At 71.2% G+C, this 15,741-nt stretch carries 14 protein-coding genes and 1 pseudogene; 3 read left to right on the top strand and 12 right to left on the bottom strand.

Annotation, left to right across the window (positions count from 1 at the left end; translation table 11 throughout):
* Window positions 1-437 precede the first annotated feature (437 nt).
* On the bottom strand, window positions 438-788 hold the full coding sequence (locus ACGFXC_RS32940; protein ID WP_393718562.1) for a hypothetical protein: 351 nt from the start codon (window positions 786-788) through the stop codon (window positions 438-440).
* Window positions 789-1,387: 599 nt separating this feature from the next.
* Here ACGFXC_RS32940 and ACGFXC_RS32945 point away from each other — a divergent pair.
* Complete coding sequence (locus tag ACGFXC_RS32945) at window positions 1,388-1,564, top strand: hypothetical protein (protein WP_393718563.1); 177 nt, start codon at window positions 1,388-1,390, stop codon at window positions 1,562-1,564.
* 755 nt (window positions 1,565-2,319) lie between these two features.
* Here the strand turns inward: ACGFXC_RS32945 and ACGFXC_RS32950 are convergent.
* From ACGFXC_RS32950 to ACGFXC_RS32985, 8 genes are all read right to left on the bottom strand, one after another.
* Complete coding sequence (locus ACGFXC_RS32950; protein ID WP_393718564.1) at window positions 2,320-2,775, bottom strand: hypothetical protein; 456 nt, start codon at window positions 2,773-2,775, stop codon at window positions 2,320-2,322.
* Window positions 2,772-3,257 (bottom strand): hypothetical protein, encoded by a 486-nt coding sequence (locus ACGFXC_RS32955; protein WP_393718565.1) that lies wholly within the window; start codon window positions 3,255-3,257, stop codon window positions 2,772-2,774. Before ACGFXC_RS32955 ends, ACGFXC_RS32950 begins: the two co-directional genes overlap by 4 nt.
* A 480-nt stretch (window positions 3,258-3,737) precedes the next feature.
* The gene (locus tag ACGFXC_RS32960; RefSeq protein WP_393718566.1) at window positions 3,738-5,210 is read right to left on the bottom strand and encodes a PP2C family protein-serine/threonine phosphatase; all 1,473 of its coding nucleotides are present in this window, start codon (window positions 5,208-5,210) and stop codon (window positions 3,738-3,740) included.
* Entirely contained in the window at window positions 5,204-6,421 is a 1,218-nt protein-coding gene (locus ACGFXC_RS32965; RefSeq protein WP_393718659.1) for an ATP-binding SpoIIE family protein phosphatase, read from the bottom strand. Before ACGFXC_RS32965 ends, ACGFXC_RS32960 begins: the two co-directional genes overlap by 7 nt.
* Complete coding sequence (locus tag ACGFXC_RS32970) at window positions 6,418-6,825, bottom strand: anti-sigma regulatory factor (RefSeq protein ID WP_393718567.1); 408 nt, start codon at window positions 6,823-6,825, stop codon at window positions 6,418-6,420. Before ACGFXC_RS32970 ends, ACGFXC_RS32965 begins: the two co-directional genes overlap by 4 nt.
* Complete coding sequence (locus ACGFXC_RS32975) at window positions 6,822-7,256, bottom strand: STAS domain-containing protein (RefSeq protein ID WP_393718568.1); 435 nt, start codon at window positions 7,254-7,256, stop codon at window positions 6,822-6,824. Before ACGFXC_RS32975 ends, ACGFXC_RS32970 begins: the two co-directional genes overlap by 4 nt.
* Window positions 7,253-8,098, bottom strand: coding sequence for an STAS domain-containing protein (locus ACGFXC_RS32980; RefSeq protein WP_393718569.1), 846 nt, complete (start codon window positions 8,096-8,098; stop codon window positions 7,253-7,255). The genes ACGFXC_RS32975 and ACGFXC_RS32980 overlap by 4 nt, the downstream gene beginning before the upstream one ends.
* 538 nt (window positions 8,099-8,636) lie before the next feature.
* Window positions 8,637-8,993 carry a PRC-barrel domain containing protein gene (locus tag ACGFXC_RS32985; protein ID WP_393718570.1) on the bottom strand — a complete coding sequence of 119 codons (357 nt, stop codon included), beginning with the start codon at window positions 8,991-8,993 and terminating at the stop codon, window positions 8,637-8,639.
* A 1,531-nt stretch (window positions 8,994-10,524) separates the two neighbouring features.
* Here ACGFXC_RS32985 and ACGFXC_RS32990 point away from each other — a divergent pair.
* Window positions 10,525-11,261: pseudogene (locus ACGFXC_RS32990) on the top strand (transposase family protein).
* Between the two features lie 73 nt (window positions 11,262-11,334).
* On the opposite strand, the gene ACGFXC_RS32995 reads toward ACGFXC_RS32990, so the two are convergent.
* The 3 genes from ACGFXC_RS32995 to ACGFXC_RS33005 form a co-directional block, all read right to left on the bottom strand.
* Window positions 11,335-11,859, bottom strand: coding sequence for a DUF3291 domain-containing protein (locus ACGFXC_RS32995; protein ID WP_393718571.1), 525 nt, complete (start codon window positions 11,857-11,859; stop codon window positions 11,335-11,337).
* Between the two features lie 32 nt (window positions 11,860-11,891).
* On the bottom strand, window positions 11,892-12,569 hold the full coding sequence (locus tag ACGFXC_RS33000) for a helix-turn-helix transcriptional regulator (RefSeq protein WP_393718572.1): 678 nt from the start codon (window positions 12,567-12,569) through the stop codon (window positions 11,892-11,894).
* Between the two features lie 989 nt (window positions 12,570-13,558).
* Window positions 13,559-14,170: a hypothetical protein gene (locus tag ACGFXC_RS33005; protein ID WP_393718573.1), complete on the bottom strand. Its 612-nt coding sequence runs from the start codon at window positions 14,168-14,170 to the stop codon at window positions 13,559-13,561.
* A 191-nt stretch (window positions 14,171-14,361) separates the two neighbouring features.
* Here ACGFXC_RS33005 and ACGFXC_RS33010 point away from each other — a divergent pair, with 191 nt between their 5' ends.
* Entirely contained in the window at window positions 14,362-15,717 is a 1,356-nt protein-coding gene (locus ACGFXC_RS33010; protein ID WP_393718574.1) for a YrhB domain-containing protein, read from the top strand.
* Window positions 15,718-15,741 lie beyond the last annotated feature (24 nt).

Genomic DNA, 15,741 nt, shown 5'->3' on the forward strand with positions numbered 1-15,741 from the left:
CAGGCGCTGCGCGCCTGGGAGAGAACCACCACCGCTTCGCGGTGGTGGTGGCCCCTTCGGGGCCAGACCCTCCGCTTCGCTCCGGGTACCTGAGTGCTGCGCACTCAGGACTGAACGGCCTCGCTACGCTCGGCCCAGAAGGGCCGAGCGTAGCGAGGCCCGGGGTCCTTCCGGGCCGAGCTCTCCGCTTCGCTTCGAGCTATGGACGCCCCTTCGGGCCGGAGTCCTTCGCTTCGCTGCGGACTGTTCCGGGGTCGCTTCGCTCCCCCGGAACTGGCCCCGTTTCACGGGGCTGGGGCTCCGCTGCGCTCCACCCCGAAACGGCCCAGCTTCGCCGGGCCGTCAGCTCCCGTACGACGTCTGAAAGCTGACCCCAATTCACCGGGGCCGGACTGGATCGTGTGGCCGGGTTGCCACCCGCACGACCCAGTCGCAGATTACTCCGAGAAGGCAACCGAACGGATCTTCATCTTCGTCGTGCCATAACCCGTCAACGGCCGCAGGGTGTAGTACGTGTCTCCCTCGCAGTCCGCCTCGGCGAACACGGTGGCCGACGCGGTCGTCCGGTTGCGCGGCGAGTCCGCCGGCATCGTGGCCGGATCCGCTACCTCCGGCAGCGTGATGCACTGCTGGCCAGCCGGATCCAGCAGGGCGCGGATGTGGTGGTGACCGTTGGCGTCGGTGTAGCGGTACTGGAACTCGCCGATAGCGGCGGACGCCGACGTCGGAATCGTCAGGACAAGGCTCATCGCACCGAACGCGGCGATCGCCGCATTACGAACACGCATGGGAAGCTCCCTGATGAAGACAGTTACTGCTTGACGTCTTCACACTGACCTCCTCCCTTACATTCACACCTCCCACACCTCCAGGTATCTCACAGAAACGATTCCCCCTCACCTCAACAGCCCACAACCCCAACCCGGACCCTTCCAGCCGGTGGGGTTGTGGGACTGTCACCCGAAAGCGGGAGGAAGCCGGAAAGCCGCCTGCACGGCTGCTGCCACCCGGCAGACTCAAAGCGCATCACACCACGAATATAAGTGTGTAGGATCCCGAAGCCCTCACCACTGCATACCCTGGAAAAAGGCCCGCACCAAATGTCGGCGATCGGTGAAACTGCGCAGTATTCAACCAACCCGCGCAGCCAGGCCCCAAGCTAGGAACTAAGCAGGTCAGACAGCTGCACGCCCCAGATTCTGCGCAGATTCGGTGAGCCACCACAGTCGGTCTTCGCTCAGCCAACCTGCACAATCCCAGGTGAGAAGCGTGACGACTACTCAGTTTCACTGACCAGCGACAAGATAGATAGAGAGACCGGCTCCGCGCGGATCGGCTCCCCCACTGGGAACAGCCCGGGCGCCCGGGCCGAGCGGGGATGGGACACATGATGGTCGTCACGGTCGAGCCCGCCGACCTCGACCAGCTCGACGCGCTCGTCACCGCCCAGCAGGATAACGAACTGCGCTGGCAGGCCAGCGCCGAAGCCACCGCGGACGTCCCTACCTGCGGGAGGAAAGCCGCCACCGGATCACCCGCTGGCGGCAACTCGCCCCCGCCCTAAATGCCCAGCTGGAAGCGGCCGGGCTCCTAGCGCGAGTGAGAGCCGGTCCCCGCGGGCGCTCCCCCGGGCGGACAGACGCTCGGCGGGATTTGGCCCCGGCCAGGGTGCGGGGCTGACCGGCCCGCTGTGCGTCACCAGCCCGGGCGCGAGCACAGACTCCAACCCGGGCGCTAGGCGGAGGCAGCCGGAACCGTCGAAGGGGCACGGGGGCCTGGAGTCCTCACCCCGCTCCCCCGACCGCCGCCAAGCCCGGACCCGACCGCGCGCTGCCCCCTCGTCACCGCGGCGCAGCCGCAACCCGTGCGGGGGCAGGCCGCTCCGCCCGGGGCCATCAGCCGGGCGGAGCGGGCCCGACAGGACTGGGCCCCAACCCTCGCCCGAGCCCAGGCGCGGGCGCAGGCTCGGGCTCCAGACCGGGCCCGAGCATCAACCCGCTTACGAGCTCCAGCTCAACCACGAGCACTACCCCGGGCCCGAGCCCCAGCCCGGGCACGGGCCCGGCCGGTCCGGCGACACCACAGACGCAGCAGGAACGGGCTCGGGGACTTGGGCCCTCACCCCGCTCCCCAGCCGCCGCCAGAACGGGCACGAGCGCGGACCCGCTCGTCACCGGGGCGCATTCCGTCTTCCCGCACCGTTCGATGCCGCCCGGCAGACGCAGGCGCCGGCCCTGGATCGATCGGCGAGGACGCCGAACAGCCGCGCGCGGGCCGGGCTCTGTGCCGGACGGGCAAGGTCCGCAGCCGCAGCCGAGCTCACCGCGAACGCCCCGCCCCCTTACCCGGTACGGCCTGCTGCCGGTGCGCGGGGACCGCAGCCTCCGCCCGGGCCGGCTGCCCGGGCGCGCCGGTGGCCGGGGTGGTGGTGGAGCGGGTGCGGGCCGCCGCCGCGGAGACCCGGATCCGTACCGGGGACGCGGGCGCGGGCGGGACGGAGGGCGGGGTCGTCAGGGCGTGCAGGGTCGCGTCCACGAGACGGCCGGCCGCCGCCGAGCCGCAGCCGATTCCCTTCCAAGCCCCGCCCTTCCCGGTGTCGGTGGTGAGGCGGGCCAGATGCACGGCGAGGAGTGCGGGGCCGCCCTGTTCGCGGATCTGGTTCATGCGGGCCGCGAGCAGCGGCCACGGGCGCGAGGCGACCAGGAGACCGGCCTGTGTCTCGGGCAGCACGTCCTTGACGAGCCCGACGATCGCGGCGTGCCCGAACAGGTTCACCCCGAGCTGCTCCGTGGATCCGGGCGACGTCGATGCCGCGCTCGTCGAGCCAGCCCATCTGGGCCGCGATGTCCGGCCAGGCCGGGGGGGGAAGAGAGGATCGCGTCGCGGACCACGCCCTCGGGCAGCGACTTCTTCAGGAGGCCCGCCCACCGGTCGGTGCCCTCCGCCTTCGTCCGCGCGATGTTCGCGGCGACGGCCTGGTGGACTCCGGCGGTCATCCGGCCCAGCTGCGGCAGAAACGTGGAGAGGTCCACACCGGCCTGCTGGAGACCGACGAGCTGGCGGGCCATCACCGGCCAGTCCACGCCCTGCATCAGCTCGGCGAGGACGTCCCCGAGGACACCGCGCAGCTGGTCCGCCGACCAGCCCGGGGCCATCTTGGCCGCGTCCTCACCGAGTTCCTCCTCCCGGCCCGTCAGGCGCTTCTGGGTGGCGTGGCGCACGGCATTGGTGATGGTCATCATCAGCCGGAAGGCCATCGCCGCGGTACGCGCGCGCTCGCTGCCGGCGAGCGGGAACCGCGGCTTCCACCCGTGTCGGCTGCCCGGGGGCCGCAGTGGCCGGGATCGTCGTGAAGGGGGAGCGGGCCGTCGCCGAGGAGACCCGGGGGCGGGAAGCGAGCGCGGCCGGGGCGGAGGCCGAGGTCGTGGGGGTGTTCAGGGTCGCGTCCACAAGAGGACCCGCCGCGGCCGAGCCGCAGCCTCTCCCCTGCAGCCCACTTCCTTCCACGAGGTGTCGGCGGCGAGGCGAGCCGAGAGCGCGGCGAGGAGTACGGGCCGCCCTGGCCACGGATCCGGTCCATGCGGGAGAGGCGGGAGCCGACCAGGAGGCCGGCCTCTATTGCGGGCACGTCCCTGACCAGCCCGACGATCGTGGCGTGCCCGACGAGATCGACACCGGGCAGTTCAAGGCCATCTTGCGGTCGCCGACGTCCAGGTGTGTGGGCGGGCCGCTACCCGTCACGGCAGTGCTCCGTGGCCGGGACCGGGGAGGTACGGGCGGACGAGGGAGCCTGTGTCGCGGGAGGGGAGCCCGGGGACCTGCGGCGCCGCGGCACCGTCGTCGCGGTGTCCGCGCCGGCCGGTGTGGCTGCCGGGCGGGAGCAGGGCGGCGGCGAGGACGACGATGTCGTCCGCGGGGGCGGTGGCGAAGGCTTCGAGGAGTGTGGTGCACAGGGCGTCCGGTTCGAACGGGCCGACCACGGCGGAGGTGCTCAGGAGTTGCAGGCGCTCGTCGAGGTCGCTGTCCCTGGTCTCGATAAGGCCGTCGGTGATCATCAGCAGCCTGGCTCCGGGGGTGATGTCGTGGCTCGTGGCCGGAGGGTGCGGCAGGCGCAGGCCTAGGAGCGGGCCGTGCTCGCGCAGGTAGCGAGGCGGGCCGTCGCAAGGCAGCAGCAGGGGTGGCAGGTGGCCGGCGTTGGCCATGTGCATGACCTTGTTGTCGGCATCGATCAGGACGATGCACAGGGTGACCGTCCATCCCGGGTGGTGCAGGGCCAGCAGGTGGTCGAGGTGGTGGAGCAGGGTGTGCGGGGGGTGCCCTAGGGCTGCGTAGGCGCGCAGGGCGTGGCGGAGTTCACCCATGACGAGGGCTGCTTGCAGGGAGTGGCCCACGACGTCGCCGACCGCGAGGAGAAGACCGTCGGGAGTTTGGACGGCTTCGTAGAAGTCGCCGCCGATCTCGGTGGTGGAGGTGGAGGCCTGGTAGCGGACGGACAGGTCCACGCCGGGCGTCTCGGGGAGGGTGGCCGGAAGGAATGACCGCTGGAGGGTGAGGGCGAGTTCATGCTCCTGGCTGAAGCGTTCGACGACGTCGTTGTGTTCGACGGTCAGGTCGGCGTACAGGGCCATGACGCCGGCATTCGTCTCGGTGAGTTCCTCGTTGAGGCGGGCGAGTTCGTCGCGCTGGGCGTGGGATTCCTGCAGTGCTGCGAGGAGGTCGTGGGTCTGGGCCTGGAGGTCGTCGATCGCGCTCGACGGTGCGGCTCCCGCGACGAGCTCCCGGATCCGGTCCACCGTCGTCTGCTGGGGGGCGGCGGGCTGGGTCAGGAGACAGGTGATGTCGATGCGACCGCCGGACGGGGTCGGGGTGTCGTCGGCGGGTTCGTAGCGGGTCTGTGGAAGCAGGCGGGTGACGGCGGCGAGCGACTGGGTGCCGGGGGTCCGGTCGTCGAGCCACCGCAGGGAGACCTGGAGCGCGGCCGGTTGGTCCTGGACGGCGAAGGAGACGGTCATGGCGGCGGGGCGCAGGAGGTCGCGTCCCAGTTCGCTGAGCGCGGTGGCCAGGCGGACCTGGTCGCGGCTGTCGAGACCGGCCGCCTGGGCGATGGATTTGGCGCTGCGGCGCAGCGTGAAGACGTCGCGCTCGGTGGTGAGGGTCGCGGTGAGAACGGGGATGTCCCGGCCGGTGCGGGCGGCCGGTGCGGTCACCATCCCCCCTTGGCGATCACCACGCTGGCGTCGTCCCGGCGGGTCCCCGCATGGCGGAGCAGCCCGGCCGCGATGAGGGCGGGTGGGTGATGGAGGAGGGGGGCGAGGTCTGCGGCGGTCCAGCGTTCGCTCAGTCCGTCGGAGTGCATGACGAGCGCTCCCCGCGCGGGCAGATGGTTCTCGAGGGTGCGCAGCCGGCTCATCTGGTGGCCGACGATTCCGGGGTGGGAGAAGAGGGTGGTTCGGTTCGTCGCGGTGACCAGGGCCGCGGTGATGTTGCCGACGCCGCAGAACAAGACGCGGCCGTCGGGTTCGATGCGGGCGACGGCAACGGCGGCGCCGCGGGTTCCGCGCAGGCTCCGGTGGATCTGCTCCATGGCCTGTTCGGGGGAGCGTGCTGCGCCGGTGCGGAAGGCCTGGACCGCGGCCTGGGCGGCGAGGGCGGCCATCGGGCCGTGGCCCAGGCCGTCGCAGGCCATCACCAGGATGCTCCGGCCCGGTCCCAGCGTTGCGGCCCGGACGAGCGGGATGCGCCTGCTGACACCTGTCGGCTCGGGTGAAGGCGGGCGTGGTGTGGCGGGCCTGGTGGCGGTCAGGGCCGACCAGCTGAGAGGGGCTCCGGAAAGATCGTCGGAGCGTTCGCGTCGTCTGTCGCCGGCCGGTTCCGCAGCGGAGTCCTCGCCGGTGTCGGCACGTACCGCCCACGCGTCACCGCAGACGTCCTGTCCCCCCAGGGCGCGGGTGATGCCCGCGACCGCAGGTTCGGCCTTTGCCGCCTCTGGCGGTGGGTGGGGCCAGAATCGTGCCAGTTGCACCGTTCCGATCCCTGGCTGGGAGTGGATGGCGAAGGTGTCGGCAAGCCGCTGGACGGCGCCCAGGCCGATGCCGAGCGTGCCCTTCGTGGACATGCCGTCGCGCAGCGCGTCCGTGACGTCGGGCATGCCCGGGCCGTTGTCGACGGCAAGCACTTCCACTCCCGCGACGTCGGGCGTACGCAGCACCCGCAGGAGCAGGGAACCGTCGACGGCGTGTTTGGCCGTGTTGGTGGCGAGCTCGGCGACGGCCAGGACGAGTTGGCCGGTGCGATGTTCGCCCAGGGCTATGCGGCGTCCCAGGGCGGCCGCGGCGCCTCGGGCGGCCTCGGGCTGGTCGCGGAACCAGGTGATGTCCTCGCAGTCCGTCAGAAGCGGCCTCAGGTGGTGGGGGGCGTTCATCGGGCCCACTTGGTGATGGTGACGGTGGTGCCGCTGCCCGCGGCGGTGTCCAGGACGAAGTCGTCGACGAGCCGCTTGGAGCCGGACAGGCCCAGACCCATCCCGCTGCCCGAGGTCCAGCCGTCCGTCATCGCGAGGTCGGTATCGGGGATGCCCGGGCCCTGGTCGGCGAAAGCGAGGCGTACCCCGCGGCGGCCTCGTTCGTCGACGAGGGCTGCGGTCATGGTGCCGCCACCGCCGTAGATGAGGGTGTTGCGGGCCAGTTCGCTGGCGGCGGTGACCAGTTTTGTCTGCTCTACCAGGGACAGGCGGCACTCCTGGGCCAGGGCTCGCGCCAGTTGACGGGCCTGCACCACATTGGCATTGCCCGTGATCTCCAGTACCTGGGGGGCGCGGGTGCTCACAGTCCTGCCGCGGTGTCCGGGATGCCGCTCTGGGGTGCTGCGCCGGTGCCGCTCCGGTCCTGGTCGAAAGGCACCGCCCGGGCCCGTTCCAGCATGCGCAGGCCTTTGTCCAGAGTGAGCGCGGTTTTGACGCCGCCGAGGGACAGGCCCAGTTCGACGAGGGTGATCGCGACGGCCGGGCGCATGCCGACCACGACCGTCCGAGCGTCAAGGAGGCGGGATATGGCAGCGATGGTGGCCAGCATGCGTCCGACGAAGGAGTCGACGATCTCCACGGCGGTGATGTCGATGACCACTCCGTGGGCGCCGGAGGCGACGACGGCCGCCGAGAGGTCGTCCTGCAGCAGCATGACCGCCTGGTCGTCGAGGTCGGTCTGGATGGAGACGAGCAGTACCTGTCCGATCCGCAGGACCGGAACGCGTTCGCTCATCGGCCACCGGCCGAGCGGGAAAGGGCGACGCCCGAGTTGTGGAGGGCGTGCCGCAGTGCGTCGGCGAGGGTGGCCTTGGTGACGATGTCGCCGAAGTCGATGCCGAGCGCCACGATGGTCTGCGCGATTTGCGGCCGGATGCCGGAGATGGTGCATTCGGCACCCATCAGGCGGGCGGCCACGACGGTCTTCAGGAGGTGCTGGGCGACCTCGGTGTCGACGGCCGGGACACCGGTGATGTCGATGATGGCCTGCTCGGAGCCAGTGTCGATCAACGCCTGAAGCATCTTCTCCATCACGACCATGGTGCGCGCCGAGTCCAGGGTGCCCACCAGGGGAACGCCGATCACCCCGTCCCACAGCTTCACCACAGGAGTGGACAGCTCCAGAAGCTGCTCGGCCTGCGCGGCGATGAGCTCCTCGCGGGTGCGGGTGTAGACCTCGATGGTGAACAGGCCCAGCTTGTCGAGCAGTCCGGCGAAGTGGAGGTACGCCTCCACGTCGGCGTCCTTGCCGACCAGCGTCGACTCCAGGACCTCCTTGAGGGCGAACACGCTCACCGCGGTCTCGCTGGGGCTGAACCCCTGGCGGGCGCGATTGCGCGACAGCTCGGTGAGGAGCGCGCGGACCTCGCCGAATTCCTCGCCCCGGGCGTCCAGGCTGCCGCCGCCGAGCGCGTCCACCAGCGCGTTGTACAGCTCGTGGAGTTCGCGCTGCACCTCGGCGCGGGTCACCCGCCCGCTCAAAGACCCGGTGACCTTGTCGGCCCACTCGGCACCGAGGTCTTCACCGCGCACGGAGAGCAGGCCGATCAGACGGTCGGTAACGCTTTCGCCGGTCATTCGGCACGCCCCTCATTTTCGGGAGACTGGACAGCCTCCGTCGATCCCTACGATCAGAACAGAACTACAGTGATGTTGTCATGCCCGGAAGTGTGTATGCGCCCGGTCCGCAACTCCCTGTACAACGCCGGAGCCCAGCTCTGGACCGCGTCCCCGGCCCGGGCGCCGGATGGCCGCAGCCGGGGAGCCGCCGGTTGCGGGTCTGCGTCCTACCGCTGACGCTGTTCACCGGCCTGGGGATGACCGCCACCTTCCGGCTGTGCCGCGACGGTGCGCAGAGCCGGTGCACCCCGCCGCCGCTCCCCGCTCCCCGCTCCCCGCTCCCGAGCCAAGCCGGCGCATGAATCCACACCTCCGCCCCACAACCCGGCCCTTCGCCGCACTGCGGCTTGGGCGGCGGGTGAATGCCGCTCTCGGCGGTCGAGCTCGGCCGAAGCCGACGGGCGCGAGGAAGGGTGTGGCGGCATGCGTGTGGGGGCGGCAGCCCGGTGGCTGCCGCCCCCCACTTGCGCCGCCTGGGCGGCTGTCATCTCAATGTTCAGAGGCGGTTCGAAAGGTTGCCGTAGTAGCCGCCGACCTCACGGTGATAGTCCTCGTTGCCAAGGTGCTTTTCCTTCTCGAACTCCGGAGCGGCCTTGATCTGGTCCTTCGTCCAGCCGACATAGATCTTCTTCTCCTGCGCGTCGACCCGGTCGATCGTGCCCGCCGGCAGAAGGACCTCCTTGCCGAAGATCCACGGGCCGGTGTCGACCACGACGTACGACGAGCCGACCTCGTCGGAATGCTTGTCGATCTTTCCGATGGAACCGTCGGCCGCCTCGACCTTGTAACCCGTCAGGTCACCTCCGACCGTACGGCCGGACGTCTCGCGGTAACCCCACACACTCTCGGTCATAGCAACCTTCCTCCACATCGGCTGTCGGCGCGCGAGCCCCCGATGCCACGGCCCGCGCCACCATCGCACGTACGCCTGCCCCGAAAGGCCCGCCCAAACCCGGCCGCCGGAATCCCAGGCACCGGAAGGGTCGTCAGGCCACCACATCGCCGCACAGGCGGGATGCAGCGTGCCAGCCCCACGCCCACGCTCTCTGGCCCCGCGCCCTTGGCCGGCGTCACCTGCTGCCGGCGGGCAGGGACCGCGACTTCCGCCCGGGCCTGCCGTCCGGGCGCCGCGGCGTCGGGTCTCGTGGTGGAACGGAAGCGGGCGGCCGCCGGGGAAACAGGGCCCCCCGGCGTGGGCGCGGCCGTGGTGGGGGGCGTGCCAGCAGGTGCCGCACCGCCCGCTCGTCCAGGCCTAGCGCGACCGCCGCCCGGCCGGACACCTGGCCCGACGCCATGGATGCACGACTCAAGACGCCGGCGCTGGCCTCGACCAGCGCAACACGGACTCCGGGGGGCGTACGAACTCCAGCCCGCGCGCCGACCTCGCCGAGCACCAGCACCAGCACCGCTCCCAGCCCGCACCGGCTCCGGCCGGAGCACGAGCCCAGGCTCCAGCCTGCGTACGCGATCCAGTCGGAGCCCCGTATCCAGCCCGCGCGGGGCACGGACTCCGACCCGAACCCGAAGGCAGGGTTCAGCCCGGGTGTGGGACCCGGGTGCGACGTCCGGCCGGGGAGTCCCTTGTGCCGGCGGCCCTCAGCCGGGTGGCCGTGGCTGCTGAAGCGAGAGCCCGCCGGACGCGGCGATGCGCAGGGCCAGGGAGCGGTCTGCGTCGGGGTGCGCGGCGAAGCCGGCGCGAACGACCCAGGGACGGTCTCGGCCGGGGCCGGTCTCGTGGCGGACGATGTGCCCTCGCTCTCCACGCAGTCCCAGACAAGGGCGGCAAGCCGGCCGGAGGCCGGGTTCCGGGCGTTGCCGGGGCGGAAATCGCAGGAGGCACACCGCTCGGCCGCCACCCGGCACCGGCCCGACACCGGGTCGGTGACCGGCGCGCTTCCGACCGTCACCTGAGTCCTGTCACTGTTCGCTCGCCATGGCGAACTCGCGCTGGAGGCAGTACCGATGACCACCCACCAGACGTGCAGCAGCCTGTCCCGGGGCAGCGCCCCCGCGCCCGTCCGGCCGTCCGACCCGGCCCGCGTCCCGCAGCAGGCCGCTGTCGGCGCCAGCCTGACCTCCTCAATAGCCCAAAGTGCCGCTCACGGCCCGGCTGGTGGACAAGTTCCTCACCAACCCTCCCGACTGGCTCAGGGTCCTGTGGCACGCGCTGAAGCCATGGGAATAGCCAGGCGGCCGGGCAGGACCCACCTGCCTGGTCGCCTGATGCCGCTCGGACGTCAGGCGACGCTGGGCTCGTGGGCGTACCCCCCGCGTCCGCGGCCGATAGCAGACACCGACCGGCTGTGGATCGTGGACGGCACCCTCATCCCGGTCCGCGACCGGAAACCGGGCGCCTCGTCAAGAACTACCGGTTTTCGGCGAACGTGCAGGTCATCATCGACGCCGACACCCGCCTGGTCGTCGCCTCGGCCCGGCCGGCGCCGGGCAACAAGGCCGACGCCCACGTCTGGCGGGAATCGGACCTGCCGACCGTGGCGGCCGGGACGACGGTCATCGCGGACGGCGCCCACCTCGGCACCGGGCTGATCGTCCCGCACCGCAGACGAGCCGGCCGCCCCCTCTGCGCGGGCAGGAGGAGGACAACGCCGAACACCGCCGGGTCCGCGCCCGCGTCGAGCACACCCTCGCCCGCATGAAGCACTGGAAGATCCTCCGCGACTGCCGCCAGAAGGGAAACGGCCTCCACCACGCCGTCCAGGCCAGCGCCACCCTCCACAACCGCGACATGACACGGTGGAACAGCAGGTCAAACACTCCACCAGCCTGCCCAAAGCAGACCTCCAACACCCTTTGGTTGACCGACGGCACCCTGGCAACCCAGCTCGAACAGCGGCCTCATCTGGTTCGGGGCTCCGCCCGAACAGCCCTCTGCGCGAGATGGGGTAACCCCGTTTCGCGGGGTCCGGCCTGCAGCCCGTTGGGTGGGTCCGGTTCGCTCTCCCGCCCCGGGTTCTTCCGGCTTCGCCTCCAGGACCGGCCCGCTTCGCGGGCGACGGCAGCAGAAGGGGCCGTACCTCGGGGTCAGTCGGTCCGTCGAGCCACGAGCGCCCCACCCGTCAGAGTGGGGAGGGGGAGGCGTATCAGGTTCTGCATCACATGATGCGCCGTGTCGTCTCCAGAGAGCGGCCCCACCACCCGCGGGCTGCCCCGAACGCACGGCCTCGCCGTTCGCTTCAGACCCTCGCTGTCCGCGTCGCCGGGTCCACTGCCGGCGTCTCCGTCCCGGCCGCGGCCACGGCCTCGGCGGCGGTGTACGAGGAAGCGAAGGTGAACGCGCGTGGCGACGGGCCGTGGGCGCGCAGGTCGCCGAGCCGCTCCAGCGCCTCGCCGACGGTCGGCAGGTGGCCGGCGGGGACCCACCAGAGAACCAGGTGCGCCTCAACATGCCGCTCGAACCATTCGCGGCGCCGTCGCATCGCCTCCAAGTGCCCGCTGCGATAGGCGAAGTCCCACAAGGACTCCAGGGTCTGCCACACCGACAGGTTGACGATGACGCCTTCACCCGCCGGGCGCAGTCCGGTGGCGTCGGCTTCGCCCTCGCCCACGAGCCGCCACACGAAGCCGGGTGCCGCGTCGGCGGTGGAGTTGACCGGGTCGAGCAGCTCGACGAACGCGGCGGTGCGCGGGTCGTCGAGGGGGTGCAGGAGCGTAGCGACGTTGAGCTGGGCGAGGTGGAAGGCATGCGCGGGTTCGGTCATGGCCTCATCCCAGCACGCACTACATTTCTATGTCAATGATGATTGTTTTTAGAGATTGCGACGCAGCACTCCCCCGGCCGGGCATCCATGCGTGCGCGGAGCGGACCGTCGGTGCCCAGAAGCCCTTCGAGCAGTGCGAGGTTCATGCCGCAAACGAGTGGGGGAAACCGCTCGGCAACGGCGTGGAACGGGCAGTTGCGCATGCGGACGACCGCCTCCGGGCCGGCCTTCCCCTCGTCACCGCTGCCTTCCAGGTGCGGTTCGTAGCCGCGGGCGGCCAGCACCTCCACGGCCTCCTCAAGGCCGTCGCAGGGCTCCGCCCCGGCGCGCAGGGCCTCTCCCCGGCGGCGCGCGGCCGCGTAGAGCCCGGCGTCGAGCCCGGCTTCCTCCGCGGCCTCGGCGAGCAGCTCGGCCGCCATGCGGTAGTCACGGGCGGGCAGCGACACGGACCGCTCGACGAGCGCTCTGGTGTACACCTTGGCCGGACGGCCGGCTCCCGGTCCCGAACGCCCGCTCAGACGACGGCTCGCGCTGTCCAGCAGCCCCGCCTCGACCAGACGCTCCAGGTGGTGCGCAGCCAGCGTCCGCGCCACCCCGGCCGCTTCGGCCGCCTCGTTACGCCCGACCTCACGCCCTTGAGCCGCCACGTACTCGTACAGCCGACGCCGCACCGGGTCCTGCAACACCGCGATCACATCAATGTCCTTCACCCCACCATTCTAGAAACAACACAGATTGGAGATAGAGCTGCGCCGAAGAGTCCCCGCGCGCAGCTGCCGAGCCGCAGGCCACCAGCTGCCACACGCCCGTCATCGGCACGCACAGCACACTGCCGATCCGAAAGGCCACGGCCAGCCGTGGCACAGAACGTGGCCGAGAGGCGCGCCCGTCCACGGATGCCCGGGGCCGACGGCGGTCAGCTGTCCGGCGAGCCGGCCGGGCTGCGTCGGGCGGAGCCCGGTGGTACGGGCCCACCGGGCGCGGCCGGCCCGTACCGTCGTAGCGACCAGGAGCAGGACCAGGCGTTGCGGGCGGGTCAGGGCCCCGGTGACCGAGCCCGAGTCCGGGCCCGGGCAGGGGCAGCAGCTCGGGCAAGCGGAACCGGCCCGGGCCAGGGTTCGGGGCTGACCGGCCAACTGTGCGTCACCCTGCCCGAGGCCCTCGCCGTGCCGCTCACGCGCGGGGTGTACTGGACGAACCACCGCACACGGCCGCTCTCCAATCATGGACCGGCCGGTGGAGTGTCCGCGTACGAGTCCCAGCGCGGACACCCGGTGCGGCTTGCCGGGCTGCCACTCTCGGCGTCGCATGAGCGCTCTTGGTCGGCGGCGCCTGCTGCCGGTGCACGGGGACCGCGGCCTCCGCCCGGACCAGCTCACCGGCGTGACCACGGCCGGGGTGGTGGAGGAGGAGCGGTCCGCCGCTGGGAGATCTGGGTGCGGGAGGCGGGCGCGGCAGGGCGGAGGGCGGGGTCGTCAGGGCGTTCAGGGTTGCGTCCACGAGACGGCCCGTCGCGGCCAAGGCGACGCTTCCCTTCCAGGTGCGGAGGTCCGGTGCGCCGTGCGCGGCAGCGGATACGCGGGCGGCGGCGCATTCCGGCGCGCTGGGCGGCAGGACTTGGGCCACGGCGGCCTCGGTGACGCCTCGAGGACGTGTCGCCGCGCTCTGACCGGCCCTGCCGTGCGCCCGGTCCCGCCCGTCAGGTGCTCCGGGCGGCGGCGCGTACGTGGTCGGGGTACCAGGCGGTGATCCTGATCGCCAGCACCAGCAGGACCACGGGGATGACCCAGTTGAGCCAGTCCCCGTGGTGCCCGGACTCCGCGGCGATCAGGCCCGCGATCGCGATGAGCACGAACACGACGCCCCACACGGCCGTCAGCACCCGGTTGGTCCGGCGGAACAGCGGGGACCCCCAGAGCTCGCGGGGCACGCCCGCGCGGGCGTACTGCTCGGTGAACGGCGTGAAGGCCAGCGACCCCAGCGCCACCAGCGCGATGACCCCGCTGGACAGCGGCTGCGCGTACGTCTCCAGCCACAGCAGGTCGCCGCGGTCGAGCACCAGGGCCAGGACGGAGACCACGGCGAAGAACACCAGTCCGGTGATCTCCAGTACCTTGAGGCTGCCGCGCCGCAGGTCCGGCAGGTTCAGCACCACGGAGGCGATCAGTGCGGTGAACGCGGCGAGCTTCCAGGTGCTCGGGCCCGCCACCACGTCGAAAATGATCCACGGCGCGAAGCCAAGGAAGATGCCGGTGCGGCGCGTGGCCGGCTTCCGGGTCGTGCCGGCGTCGTCGCCGAGGTCCGCGGCCATCGTGCCTCCACGGCGGGGCTCGGAGCGGGCTTCCCTTCGGGCCGGGAGCCTTCGCCCGCCTCGTTCCATCCTGCGCACGGCCCGGGCTGCGGCGCATTCCGGGGCCGCCTGGCAGCCCCCCCCCCGCCCGGCGCTTCACTGGAAGGGTCGCACTGCGCCCCGGCGGCCCTGCATCCGGGCGGGAGGTCCTGGTGAACACGCACACCCCAGCCCCCTTCGACCCGACCCGGGTCCCCCACCTGCTCGGCTCGTTCGGGCCGGTGACCGAGGAGGTCGATGTCGCCGGTCTGGAGGTGACGGGCGAGATCCCGGCCTCCCTCGACGGCCTGTACCTGCGCAACGGGCCCAATCCCCCCTTCACACCGATCGGCTCGTACCCCTCGGGACACCGCCGCCGAAGCAGTTCGACACGCCGTGAGTTTCTGGAGCACCGTGGAACACCTGGACCGCCGCGCCTTCTGAACAAGGCCTTCGCCGTGGGCGCGTACGCGACCCCCGTCGCCCGCTGGCTCGGCGTTCCCGTCTACCCGGGCGCCGGGCACCACGGCAGCAGGCAGGTGGGGCACCAGGACCTGGCGGAGCTGTGGCGGGCCGCCGACGAAGCGCAGCGGTGGAACTCGCAGTGCGGCGGCGGGACCTGGCGAGCTTCCTCGGTCACCCACTGCCTCACCCGTCGGGCCGTCCCGCTCCTGCACGGCTCGTACACCGACGAGGTCGGGCGGGGGTTGTTCGAGGTCACCGCCGAGCTCGCCCGTGTGGCTGGGTGGAGCGCGGTCGACTCCGGTCACCACCACGTCGCACAGCGGCACTTCATCCAGGCCCTGCGGATGGCCAAGGCCGGTGATGCGGATCGACGATTTGGGCTGTGCCGAATATTTCGTGACGGTCAGCACAGACTCGTTCTCGGCCTTGCACGTGAGAGAGCCTGGTGGGGGAAAATCCGCTGGTGGCGAGGTGACGTACTAAGTGATGCTGCGATCGTGATCGAACAGGATGAGGCAGTACGCATCGTTGAGGAAGAGCTGGAGCGTAGCCATCAGGCGTGGGTTGCCGCTGGGGTCGAGCAGTTCCCTCGCAGCGTGGTCGTGAACGTAGACGAGCACGAGCTTGTCTGGAAGGTCTACGTCCAATCCGAGGAGTATGCGAGAACGCGCAACACAGCCGCGATGCTGGTAGGACACGGTCCATATCTGGTCGACCGCATCGACGGCGGGCTGCACTCGATTGGGATCCTCTCCGAGATCGAGGGGGCGTGGGAGGACGACTACCGTGGTCGTATCCGAGGACTGCCGGTCCGTACTCCAGTAGATGATCTCCACGACGAGCTACGGACGACAGCTGAAGCGGCGGGCGGGCGCATGGCCGCTGTCCGTGCCCTTCGCCGAAAGGTGGCCGGACTCTCCCCGACGCATGCCCTCGCATACGTAACCGGGCTGCTCGCAGGCGAACTACCACCTCAGCTCCTGGCCATCACTCACCAGGAGCTGGTGAATCCCATTGATCGTGTGCTCGCCGTGCGTACCCACGGCGTTGATGCGGATTTCTGAGACGCGCGGATCAGCTGAGGTGGG

The sequence above is a fragment of the Streptomyces sp. NPDC048507 genome (assembly GCF_043199995.1).
GTDB lineage: Bacteria > Actinomycetota > Actinomycetes > Streptomycetales > Streptomycetaceae > Streptomyces.

Excerpts from the sequence above, each read along its gene's own strand:
- ACGFXC_RS32940 (WP_393718562.1), bottom strand. The coding sequence starts at position 788 with ATGCGTGTTCGTAATGCGGCGATCGCCGCGTTCGGTGCGATGAGCCTT.
- ACGFXC_RS32945 (WP_393718563.1), top strand. The coding sequence starts at position 1,388 with ATGATGGTCGTCACGGTCGAGCCCGCCGACCTCGACCAGCTCGACGCG.
- ACGFXC_RS32955 (WP_393718565.1), bottom strand. The coding sequence starts at position 3,257 with ATGGCCTTCCGGCTGATGATGACCATCACCAATGCCGTGCGCCACGCC.
- ACGFXC_RS32960 (WP_393718566.1), bottom strand. The coding sequence starts at position 5,210 with ATGGTGACCGCACCGGCCGCCCGCACCGGCCGGGACATCCCCGTTCTC.
- ACGFXC_RS32965 (WP_393718659.1), bottom strand. The coding sequence starts at position 6,421 with ATGAACGCCCCCCACCACCTGAGGCCGCTTCTGACGGACTGCGAGGAC.
- ACGFXC_RS32975 (WP_393718568.1), bottom strand. The coding sequence starts at position 7,256 with ATGAGCGAACGCGTTCCGGTCCTGCGGATCGGACAGGTACTGCTCGTC.
- ACGFXC_RS32980 (WP_393718569.1), bottom strand. The coding sequence starts at position 8,098 with ATGACCGGCGAAAGCGTTACCGACCGTCTGATCGGCCTGCTCTCCGTG.
- ACGFXC_RS32985 (WP_393718570.1), bottom strand. The coding sequence starts at position 8,993 with ATGACCGAGAGTGTGTGGGGTTACCGCGAGACGTCCGGCCGTACGGTC.
- ACGFXC_RS32995 (WP_393718571.1), bottom strand. The coding sequence starts at position 11,859 with ATGACCGAACCCGCGCATGCCTTCCACCTCGCCCAGCTCAACGTCGCT.
- ACGFXC_RS33005 (WP_393718573.1), bottom strand. The coding sequence starts at position 14,170 with ATGGCCGCGGACCTCGGCGACGACGCCGGCACGACCCGGAAGCCGGCC.